10 protein-coding genes are annotated in these 11,014 nt (G+C 34.4%); 4 read left to right on the top strand and 6 right to left on the bottom strand.

Annotation, left to right across the window (positions count from 1 at the left end; translation table 11 throughout):
- Both ABJI11_RS02220 and ABJI11_RS02215 read left to right on the top strand, forming a co-directional pair.
- Nucleotides 1-1,480: ribonuclease E/G (locus ABJI11_RS02220; protein ID WP_348349022.1), on the top strand; the 1,480-nt coding region annotated here is incomplete at its 5' end.
- A 125-nt stretch (nt 1,481-1,605) separates the two neighbouring features.
- Entirely contained in the window at nt 1,606-2,751 is a 1,146-nt protein-coding gene (locus ABJI11_RS02215; protein ID WP_348349020.1) for a tRNA modification GTPase, read from the top strand.
- 329 nt (nt 2,752-3,080) lie between these two features.
- Here the strand turns inward: ABJI11_RS02215 and ABJI11_RS02210 are convergent, their stop codons facing one another.
- Complete coding sequence (locus ABJI11_RS02210) at nt 3,081-3,308, bottom strand: hypothetical protein (protein WP_348349018.1); 228 nt, start codon at nt 3,306-3,308, stop codon at nt 3,081-3,083.
- Nucleotides 3,309-3,717: 409 nt separating this feature from the next.
- On the opposite strand from ABJI11_RS02210, the gene ABJI11_RS02205 reads away from it, so the two are divergent.
- Complete coding sequence (locus ABJI11_RS02205) at nt 3,718-4,194, top strand: regulatory protein RecX (protein ID WP_348349016.1); 477 nt, start codon at nt 3,718-3,720, stop codon at nt 4,192-4,194.
- 6 nt (nt 4,195-4,200) lie between these two features.
- On the opposite strand, the gene ABJI11_RS02200 is transcribed toward ABJI11_RS02205, so the two are convergent.
- From ABJI11_RS02200 to bioA, 4 genes are all read right to left on the bottom strand, one after another.
- Nucleotides 4,201-5,073, bottom strand: a complete 873-nt coding sequence (locus ABJI11_RS02200) for a cupin-like domain-containing protein (protein WP_348349014.1) — start codon at nt 5,071-5,073, stop codon at nt 4,201-4,203.
- 77 nt (nt 5,074-5,150) lie between these two features.
- Nucleotides 5,151-6,245 (bottom strand): biotin synthase BioB, encoded by a 1,095-nt coding sequence (bioB, locus tag ABJI11_RS02195; protein ID WP_276493451.1) that lies wholly within the window; start codon nt 6,243-6,245, stop codon nt 5,151-5,153.
- 113 nt (nt 6,246-6,358) lie between these two features.
- The gene (locus ABJI11_RS02190) at nt 6,359-7,570 is read right to left on the bottom strand and encodes a beta-ketoacyl synthase N-terminal-like domain-containing protein (RefSeq protein ID WP_348349012.1); all 1,212 of its coding nucleotides are present in this window, start codon (nt 7,568-7,570) and stop codon (nt 6,359-6,361) included.
- 8 nt (nt 7,571-7,578) lie between these two features.
- Entirely contained in the window at nt 7,579-8,853 is a 1,275-nt protein-coding gene (gene bioA, locus ABJI11_RS02185; RefSeq protein ID WP_348349011.1) for an adenosylmethionine--8-amino-7-oxononanoate transaminase, read from the bottom strand.
- Nucleotides 8,854-8,961: 108 nt separating this feature from the next.
- Between bioA and ABJI11_RS02180 the strand changes: the two genes are divergently transcribed.
- Nucleotides 8,962-10,398 carry a glycosyltransferase gene (locus tag ABJI11_RS02180; protein ID WP_348349009.1) on the top strand — a complete coding sequence of 479 codons (1,437 nt, stop codon included), beginning with the start codon at nt 8,962-8,964 and terminating at the stop codon, nt 10,396-10,398.
- Here ABJI11_RS02180 and bioD read toward each other — a convergent pair.
- Nucleotides 10,393-11,010 carry a dethiobiotin synthase gene (gene bioD, locus ABJI11_RS02175; protein WP_348349007.1) on the bottom strand — a complete coding sequence of 206 codons (618 nt, stop codon included), beginning with the start codon at nt 11,008-11,010 and terminating at the stop codon, nt 10,393-10,395. The genes ABJI11_RS02180 and bioD overlap by 6 nt on opposite strands.
- Between the last annotated feature and the right edge of the window lie 4 nt (nt 11,011-11,014).

The raw sequence follows: 11,014 nt of genomic DNA, 5'->3' as shown, positions 1-11,014 counted from the left end.
ACTCACTGAACTACATAAAGAGGAAAACAGTAACGACTTTTCTGTTGGCGATATTTTTCTAGCCAAAATCAGAAAACCGGTAACTGGTCTTAACGCAGCGTTTGTAAACGTTGGTTATGAAAAAGATGCATTCTTGCATTATCATGACCTTGGACCGCAGTTATCTTCAATGCTTAAGTTCATTAAACAAGTGAGCACAGGAAAACTAAAGGATTACACTTTAGAAAATTTCCCGTTCGAAACCGATATTGACAAAAATGGTGTTATTACCGATGTCATTAAAGCGAACCAATCATTATTGGTTCAAATTGTAAAAGAACCTATATCTACTAAAGGACCAAGAATTAGTTCTGAGCTATCAATAGCTGGGCGTTACTTGGTAATGGTTCCTTTCTCCGATCGTGTATCCGTATCTCAAAAGATAGGTAGTAAAGAAGAGAAAGACAGGTTAAAAAGACTCGTTAGAAGCATTAAACCAAAAGGTTTTGGTGTTATCATTAGAACAGTCGCTGAAGGACAAAAAGTCGCAGAACTGGACAAAGATCTAGAAAACTTGCTGAACAAATGGACAGCAATGTGTAAAAAATTACATCGTGCTCAAACACCATCAAAAGTATTTGTAGAACTCAATAGAGCATCTTCTATCTTAAGAGATGTTTTCAATGATAGTTTTACAGGAATACATGTAGATGATGCCACCTTATTTAATGAAATTAAGGATTATGTGGTAGAGATTGCTCCAGAAAAAGAGAGCATCGTTAAGCATTATAACACTAACGTACCTATTTTCGAGAAGTTTGGTATTGAAAGACAGATTAAAACGTCTTTTGGTCGTACTGCAGCTATGAGTAAAGGCGCCTATTTAATTATAGAGCATACTGAAGCACTTCATGTTATAGACGTTAACAGTGGCAACAGATCAAACAAAGCTAAGAATCAAGAAGATACTGCCCTAGAGGTAAATCTCTTGTCCGCATCTGAAATTGCAAGACAACTACGTCTTCGTGATATGGGCGGAATTATAGTGGTAGATTTTATCGATATGGTAAAACCACAACATAGAAAAAAGCTTTTTGAACATCTTAGAGATGAGATGAAAGATGATCGTGCCAAGCATAAAATACTACCTCCTAGTAAATTTGGTTTAATTCAGATTACCCGACAAAGGGTACGACCTGAAATGAATATTAAAACAACTGAAGAGGACCCTAACAATGCAGGGAAACAGGTGGAAGCACCTATTGTTTTAATAGATAAAATTACAGCGGACCTTGAAAAACTTCTCAAAGGCCCTAAAAAGGATAGCAGTATAACTTTAAATATACACCCTTTTATAGCAGCCTATATTACAAAAGGTTTTCCATCAATGAGAACAAAATGGTTCTTAGAGTATAAAAAGTGGATAAAAATTCAACCGCGTGATGCGTATACGTATCTTGAATACCGTTTTAAAAATAAAGACGGCAAAACAATATATTAATAAAAAAAGCGATTTCCTTACGGAGTCGCTTTTTTTGTTGCCGAAAATTAACAGACATACTTTATTAATCACAACCAATACAAAGACCAAATGAAATCTACTTTATTTTATTGCTTTTTATAAGTTTGAACACATTTGCCCAGATCACATTTGAACCAGGGTACATTATTGATAATTCTGGAAAAAAAATAAATTGCCTTATTAAGAACAACGGCTGGAAAAATAACCCCACTACATTTGAATTTAAAAAAGATTTGAATGCTGAAATTCAGGAGGGCAGCATCTACAACATAGCAGAATTCTCAATTGAAAACGGCAAAAAGTTTACAAGAAAAAAAGTAGAAATAGATAGGTCTAAAAATATTCTTAAAAGATTGAGCAAGATAAAAGAAGCCGAATTTAAATCAGAAACTTTATTTCTTGAACAACTAACTGAAGGAGATGCTAATTTATATTATTATGAAGATAGCAACTTAATAAGATTTTTTTACAATCTGCACAGCAATACAACCAAACAATTAGTTTATAAAAAATATCTTAATGAAAACAATCGTATTGGAGAGAATACTGAATACAAAAAGCAGCTTTGGGACAATCTTAAATGTGAAAATATATCCCTTGATAAGGTAAAAGCAACTGATTACAAAAAAACTGAGCTACTCTCATTTTTCACTTCATACAATCAATGTAAAGACCCTAACTATGTTGATTCTAGAATTTCAAACAATAAAAAGAGAGATGCCCTAAATGTAGGTATTAGAGCCGGACTTAATTCTGCCTCAATGGATTTTAATTCTCCTCAACCTAGTACTAATTTTGAACTTGAAAATAATTCTAGTGTAAGATTCGGTGTTGAAATTGAAGCTATACTACCCTTTAATAAAAACAAATGGTCATTATTTATTCAACCTATGTACCAAAGTTTTGAAGGTGAAAAACAATTAGAATTTCAAAAAGTATCGGTAGACTACAAATCTATTGAAACATCTATAGGATTGAGACACTACTTTTTTCTTAATTCAGACTCCAGGATATTTATAAATTCAGCATTTCAAATAGATACAGCTTTAGATTCAAAAATAGATTTCGAATCTAGTAGTGATTTTGATATTGAACCAAGGACTTCATTTAATTTTGGATTAGGTTTTGCTCATAAAAATGCAAGTATCAAATTAAACTATAACCCTAGACGAGAATTATTAAGCAACTACGCTGCAATATCATCAAGTTACAAAGTAATTTCTGTAGTACTAGGCTACAACTTTTTATAATAGGTGATAATTTAAAGTAGTGCTGTATTGCACTAATAATAAATACCAAGCGATCCTCAACAGGGTCGCTTTTTTTTGTTTTAGGTTTTTATGTATTTTAACAATCAAATTCCTAACCAACCAAAGTAAATGTCTTGTAAAAATTGTTCTTCGACACTTGTGTACAATTCACTTTTCTGTAACCAATGCGGTGCTAAAATAGTCTCTGAAAGAATAACGATTAAACGTATTCTAGAAGATGCCTCTAAAAATTATATTGGATGGGACAATAAGTACATTGTTACCATTAAATACTTGATTTAAAGACCCGGAGCGCTTCTTAGGGAATATTATAACGGTACACGTAAAAAATTCTTAAACCCTTTTGCATTCCTAACTATAGGCATGGCAATTAGCTTGTTTGTATTTAATTCTTTTGATGAAGAATACATTTCAGTAATGAATGATTTTAATGAATCACAAATTAATTGGTATGCAGAAACACTGGGCGGACCATTTGAAGATCCAGAATTTAAGGCAGAGCAGTTGGCCAAATCAGCTGAAAGCACAAAATTCACACTTAAGTACTTTAACTTATTGATTATCCTCTTACTTCCAATATACACATTAATAGCATTTTTAGTATACAGAAAGCCATACAATTATGGGGAACATATTGTAGCCAATTGCTACATTCAAGGTTTTAGCATGTTAACTACTTCTCTAATATTTCTTATGGCTATTTGGATTCACCCTAGCTTGTTTCTATTAATATACCCTCTATTGATATTTTATTATACTTATGTTTATGGAAAACTATACAAACTTACCATTGGGTCAATCAATATTAAAGGTTATTGTATTTTTACTAATAACAGTTGGAATAGGAATAGCAGTTGGCATTTTAATATTTTTACTCAGTTTTGCTTTTGGTTATATCTTTACCAGAGTATCTACCTAATTTCAAATTTTATTTAAATATCACCATTGAACGAAAAATCAAAAGGCTACACTGTTCAAGAAGCCACCAAAAAAATAGAAAGCTATTGTGCTTACCAAGATCGCTGCCACAAAGAAGTGGTTTCAAAATTAAAAGAAATGGGTATGATTCCTTTAGCAGTAGATACCATTATAGCCCAGCTTATTGAAGATCGATTTTTAAATGAAGAACGCTTTGCCAAGAGCTTTGCCCGTGGCAAATTCAATATTAAAAAATGGGGAAAAAATAGAATTGTTAGAGAACTGAAATTCAGAAATATTTCTAAATACAATATTACCACCGCCCTAAAAGAAATTGAACCCGAAGCATACTTGACTACCTTAGATGATTTAGCTCATAAAAGACTAGAACAGATCACCGAAACCAATATTCAAAAGCGCAGAAAAAAACTAGCAGATTACCTTCTATACAGAGGCTGGGAAAGTCATTTGGTGTATGAGAAACTGCAAGAACTTATAAAATAAGTCTGACTAATTTTCTACTAAAACCTTTTGATTCTTATTTGTTCTAGAAATAGCTTCCTTATTTTTATAATCTATCCAATCTTGTCCTTTTAGCTTACGCATTAATACATCATAATAACGCATTATAAAAATGTTATATGATGCTTTTGCCAAGTTTTTAGGATTACGTGCCAACGCTCTTAAACTCATTGAAAAACCAGGCGTATTGTATTTCATATAATGCCAATAACCTTCTGGCATATATAATACTTCACCGTGTGATAAAGTCGTTTTAAATCCGTTTGCATTTTTTAATGCCGGCCACTTATTATAGTCAGGATTAGAAAAATCAATACTCTCATGTGTAATTAGAGAATGTGGAACTTTATAAAGCTTTTTGGTTTCTGACTGCGGAAATAACACTACCTCCTTTTCCCCATCAAAATGAAAGTGAAAGATATTCGCCAGATCAATATCGTAATGCATAAAAGTGTACGAGTCGCGTCCTCCAAAAAACATCATTGGCACACCTTTTAAAAGCCTTAATCCAAAGTCTGGGAACTTATAATCTTTCTGTAATGCAGGTACTTCCTTTAAAATATTCCAAAGAAAAATTCTAAACTTAGTAGGTTCCTTCTTTAATAGATCAACATAAGCTGCCATCTTCATTTTGGCATGTGGCTCATTGAAACCATCTTTATGCTGTACCGGTCTATCATCATACAAAGGCACAATTATATCTCCGGCTACTTCTTTAATATAATCTAGGTTCCACTTATTAAAAGCAGGCCAATCTTCAATTGCCTGTTCTAAAACAACAGGTTTTTGAGGCTTAAAGTAGTCGTTAATAAAAGTGTCCTTGGTAATATGTTTTACCCTGGGGATATCTGCTAACTTCAATTACAAATGGTTTTATAGGGATGCCAAAGGTAATTAACGTTAAGAAAATAATTTCTTAAAAATGTAATAATGTAGTATTATTCAACAACTTTAGCTTTCTGCTTCGCATTTTCATTACGCTCAATAGAATGACCCGGTCTAGACCATTTTGGTTTTTCACCTAAAGAATCTAGTTGAGAATCTTCTGCTTCTACCGTTTTTGGCTGAGACACTTTTGTAAATGGCTTTTGCGGGTTTAGACCTAACATCTTAAACATCGCCATATCTTCATTTACATCGGGATTCGGAGTAGTCAATAACTTGTCGCCAGCAAAAATTGAATTTGCTCCCGCAAAGAAACACATTGCCTGCCCTTCTCTACTCATTTCTGTACGACCTGCAGATAAACGAACTTGAGTTTCTGGCATTACAATTCTTGTTGTAGCTACCATACGTATCATATCCCATATAGAAACTGGCTCTATATCTTCCATTGGTGTACCTTCTACGGCAACTAATGCATTAATTGGCACTGATTCTGGTTGCGGATTCAATGACGTTAAAGCTACCAGCATACCTGCTCTATCTTCTAACGCTTCACCCATACCAATAATACCACCGCTACAAACGGTTACATTACTTTTACGTACATTTTCAATAGTATCTAAACGATCCTCAAAGGCACGTGTAGAAATAACATCTTTATAGTAATCTTCTGAAGTATCTAAATTGTGATTGTAAGCGTATAAACCAGCTTCTGCCAAACGTTTTGCCTGATTCTCCGTAATCATACCCAAGGTACAACACACCTCCATATCAAGCTTGTTAATGGTACGTACCATTTCTAATACCTGATCAAACTCAGGGCCATCTTTTACATTTCTCCACGCAGCACCCATGCACACTCGAGAACTACCTGATGCTTTTGCTCTTAGCGCTTGAGCTTTTACTTGAGAAACGGCCATAAGGTCATTACCTTCAATATCCGTATGGTAACGTGCAGCTTGCGGACAATAACCACAATCTTCTGGACAACCGCCTGTTTTAATTGAAAGCAGCGTTGAAACCTGCACCGTATTAGGATCATGATTTTTCCTGTGTACAGTGGCAGCTTCATAAAGTAGCTCCATTAAAGGCTTATTGTATATTTCTAGGATTTCTTCTTTTGACCAATTATGTCTTGCTTCGCTCATATAATCTTAGGTTGTTACCAGAGTTCAAAAATAACGGAATTTAAATTGAAAAAATAATTGGATGTTTTTAAAATAATGACTTACCACTCATTTCCATCATCTGTTACAATAGCTTATTCATTTTTACTTATTAAAATACTGACCGCATTACCACCAAAACCTACAGCGTTTACAACTATTTTTCTAAGGTTTCTTTCTTTGGATTTCTTCTCTAAAAAAGGAACGGAAACCATCTTATTGTTCCGCAACATTAACACCGCTAACTCTAAATTCAGCATACCTGACGTCGCAAATGTGTGACCAATCTTCCACTTATTGGTGGTCAATTTAGGCATATCATCGCCAAAAACTTCTTTAATGGCATTGTATTCTGATGAATCTCCTTTTATGGTGCCTGGTGCGTGCATAACTATTGCATCTACCTCAGCAGAATTCATATTACCCAAAGCCATTTTCATGGATTTTTGAAAACAAATTGCATTTGCAGAAATAGAGGTATTATGCTTTAATATTTCAGTGGCAAATCCCACTCCTTCAATCACTGCTAATGCATTTTCCACCACTCCTGTTTCCAGACAAGCTACAGATGCCGCTTCGCCCAATATCATGGTATTATATTCCTTTTTCATGTTCAATGACTGGCACGGGTAACTTTGGCTACGCTCAGCTTCCTTTAAAACATCAACTACCGAACCAGGGTTTGACTCCGGTGCTTTAGCATAAATTTTCAATGCCTTCATTTGGGCAATGGTAAAATTGGTCAAAGGTGCTTCACTGGCTCCTACCAAAAACTTGCTGGACATTCCGCTATTTAACCACGCCACACCATTCAAAACCGAATGTAAACCTGTAGAACAGGTAATGGAATGTGATATATCTGGTCCGGTTGCGCCTAAATCATGGGAAACCCACGATGATATATTACCAAGTGTGGTAGTAGGTGAACTTAAGGTCGATGAAATACCTGTTTTCAGAAATTCTGAATGATAGGCTTCGAATAATTTTGTAGCCCCTCTAGAGGACCCCATATTGATTCCGAATTCCGAAGTATTTTCCCAGCCAGATTGTGCTACTGCCATTCTTGATGCCACCATAGCGAACAACACACTATCGTCTAATTTTCTATACTTACTATCGGACTCTCTAAGTTCATCTACTTTCAACTTTGCCGATGCAGATAAAGGTGCCATAAAAGTTTGTTCACCATTCATTTCTTTTAAGGAAAAGTAATGGTCGCTATCTTGATATGCTTTCCAAGTCTCTTCTAATGTGCTCCCTAATGGAGAAATCGAAGCTATGGATGTTATAGATATTTTTTCTTTCAATTTCTTGACTAAAATGTATTTAATGCCTCTGTAATGACATCATAAACCTTTTGTAATTCTTGATTTGTAATAACGAATGGCGGTAATACATAAACCGTATTACCTAACGGTCTTAGCAATACCCCTCTTTCTAAAAAGAAGCCATACAACTCATCACGTAAATTACCATAGCGTTCCGTCTCAATATTAAGGTCAATGGCTAAAATTACTCCCATAACCCTTACATTTTTAACTTTATCGTAATCTTTAATTTTATCAGCGAATGAGTTATGTAATTTTTCAATATTAGCTCTTCTCTCTAAAATCTCTTGAGAATTCAATAGTTTTATTCCTGCCAATGCCGCTGCACAACCTAATGGGTGTGCACTAAACGTATGTGCGTGAAAAAAGCCTTTATGAACCTCATCACTTAAAAAGCGATTATATATTTTCTGCGAACAACTTGTAATACTTAAAGGAAACATACCAGCCGTTAATGCCTTGCTCAAGCAAATGACATCAGGCTTATTCTTTAGGTTATCTGAAGCAAAATTCTTTCCTGTTTTACCGAACCCGGTCATTATTTCATCGGCAATACATAAAACCTCATGTTCTTGACAAAGACCTATCAAAGCATCTAATCCTTCTGCAGAATGAAATTTCATACCTGCAGCACCTTGAACTAAAGGCTCAAATACAAATGTCGCACAATCATTTTCCGCTAAAATTTTGGAAAGCCTACTTTTTACTTCATCTATATTATCTTCTTGCGGAACAGGAATTCGTACCACCTTTAACAAAAAATCTTCAAACGGACCGTTGTACGACGACAGACCAGACGCACTCATTGCCCCAAACGTATCGCCATGAAAACCATCTTCAAAAGCAATCAACGTATCTCTTTTTTCGCCATTATTGTGAAAATACTGAAGTGACATTTTTATAGCTGCCTCAATAGCTGTGGAACCATTGTCATTGAAGAATAATTTTGCCTGATTTCCAGGTAAAATTTCCATTAATTTTTCGGATAATTTGATTGCCGGTTCATGCGTTAAGCCACTGAACATTACAAAATCTAACTCTTGCATTTGCTGGGTCATTGCCGAGATTATATCTTCATTTGCATGACCGTACATAACGGTATACCAAGATGCAATTCCGTCAATATATTCTTTTCCCTCTTCATCAAACAATAAAGCACCCTTTGCCCTAGTTATTGGTAACTGTGGCTTACCCAATTTATGCTGGGTTAATGGATGCCATAAATATTTTTTATCTCGACTCGATAGATTTTCCACTTTCATAGAATTTATAATTCTTCATTTTATCTATCTTGCAAAGATCGGGAAATAAACTGCAATAAATAGATGCCTCTAAAAAGAAACAAAAATGCCTTTTTAAATTTCTCCGAAATGAAAAATACTACTGTATTTCTCATTTTAACATTGTTTACCTTTTTTATTCGTTTTCCATTTTTCTTTAGAGATTATATTGACCGTGATGAAAGTACCTTTATACTATTAGGTCAATCTTGGGCAAATGGCTTTTTACCCTACACTCAATTGTGGGACTTAAAACCACCGTTGACCTTTGCTTTCTTTGCAGCTATTATAGCTCTATTCGGCAAAAGTTTTATCGCCATAAGATTTGCTGGTGTACTTCTTGTAGCTACAACGGCATATTTTACTTATAAAATAACCTTAAGCACCATATCCAAAAAAGCTTCTATTATAACTGCAGTATGCTGTATTTTTCTATTAAGCCTATTTGGTAGCTTACAAGGAGTAATGTCTGAACACATATGCATTGCTTTATTTATTCCCAGTATTTACCTTTTACAATCAAAAAAATCCCTAGCCGCTATTTTCCTGGCTGGTCTTTTAATGGGCGCAACGGTTATGGTAAAATTGAACATGGCTTTTCCTATCCTATTCATAGGCATGTTCTTGGCTTATGAATCTATATTTAAAAAAACAAGCCTAACCCTGTTCCATGTAATTCTATTTAGCACAAGCGTAATAACAGTAATTTTAGCCACTATTGCACCATATTATTTAACCGATCAAACCTATACTTGGTGGAAATCTGTGGTATTAGCTCCTTTGGAATACACAGGAGCAAGAAGATATTCTATTTTTAAACTAGCGCCCATTTTTATAATAACGGCACTTTTTCTTATGTATGCTTATAGAAGTAAGAAGTTAGATTTTAAAAATAGAGCCGTACAATTACTATTAGTTTCTATTATTGGAGTATTATTCTCTTTCGCAAAAGGAGGAAGGGTCAATGGCCATTATCTTATTCAATTACACCCCATGTTACTTATTCTCGTTGCGATAGTTGTTCACAACTTAATACTTCTACACAAACCTAAACTGCCAGCATATGCAGCTTTTATTGTTTTATTAATTCCAGCTGAAAGTTATCTAGAATATGTGAATGTTATAAAAAATAAGTTTGAAAAAGGCACCTTCTTTAACGGGGAAGGCTTCGCTGCGCCTCAGTATATTTTAGAACATAATTTAGACACCGAAAATATTTTGTTTTTTGAGTACCATATTGGATATTGGAATTTAGACACCTTACCACCAACAACCGCTTCTACGCACCCAAGTAATATTTGTAGAAATGAACTATTTACTTTTTATGGCAATCCTAGAAAAAACTCCGTCGACGAAATTAAATACATCATGCATGAATTACGACCCCAAACAGTTGTAGTTCGTAAGGGACGACGAATTTTTGACAAGAAAGAAGTTGAGGAAAATGAATATATAGACGCCTATTTAGCCAAACATTATAAGATAATTGCCACGATAGATAATGCCGAGATTTTACAACGATTATAATGTTGTTAAAATATCTTGAAACTTTTCTGCATATTTTTTAATGACCTCTTTAGTGAATTCTTTTTCTTCATCGACCCTGCCAATTAAAGATACACCTGTCTTTTGAAGAATGATATCTTCGGTATACTTATTTTCTTTACCGCTAAAAATCACAGCCACTTCATATCCTTTGTGCAATAACCAGTTTATTGTCAATAAAGAATGATTGATACTACCTAAATAATTTCTAGAAACTACCACTACTTTATAATCTGGCATAATGATATCGAACATGGTATCTTCCTCATTCAGTGGCACCAAAATTCCCCCAGAACCTTCTATGACTAAATTATTATCTGTATCAGGTTCAGTAATATGAAACCTATCAATTCGAATTCCTTCTATATCTGCAGCTGCATGCGGACTCATGGCTGATTTTAGCTCGTAACTACTTGGATGAAATTTAGATTTATCATTAGATATTAAGCTTTTTACTTTATCAGTATCAGTATTATCTAAATCACCAGCTTGTACAGGTTTCCAATAATCTGCTTGTAAAGCTTCTGTAAAAATTGCCGAAACTATAGTTTTACCCACTTCGGTCGAAATTCCTGTTATAAATATCTTCTGCATGCTC

Source organism: Maribacter sp., assembly GCF_039968975.1.
In the GTDB taxonomy this organism is placed as follows: domain Bacteria; phylum Bacteroidota; class Bacteroidia; order Flavobacteriales; family Flavobacteriaceae; genus Maribacter.
Note: the sequence above shows the minus strand (reverse complement) of the source record. Positions and strands in the feature narration are given on the sequence as shown.

Coding starts and splice junctions, on each gene's coding strand:
- bioB (WP_276493451.1), bottom strand. CDS start 6,245: ATGAGCGAAGCAAGACATAATTGGTCAAAAGAAGAAATCCTAGAAATA.
- bioA (WP_348349011.1), bottom strand. CDS start 8,853: ATGAAAGTGGAAAATCTATCGAGTCGAGATAAAAAATATTTATGGCAT.
- ABJI11_RS02180 (WP_348349009.1), top strand. CDS start 8,962: ATGAAAAATACTACTGTATTTCTCATTTTAACATTGTTTACCTTTTTT.
- bioD (WP_348349007.1), bottom strand. CDS start 11,010: ATGCAGAAGATATTTATAACAGGAATTTCGACCGAAGTGGGTAAAACT.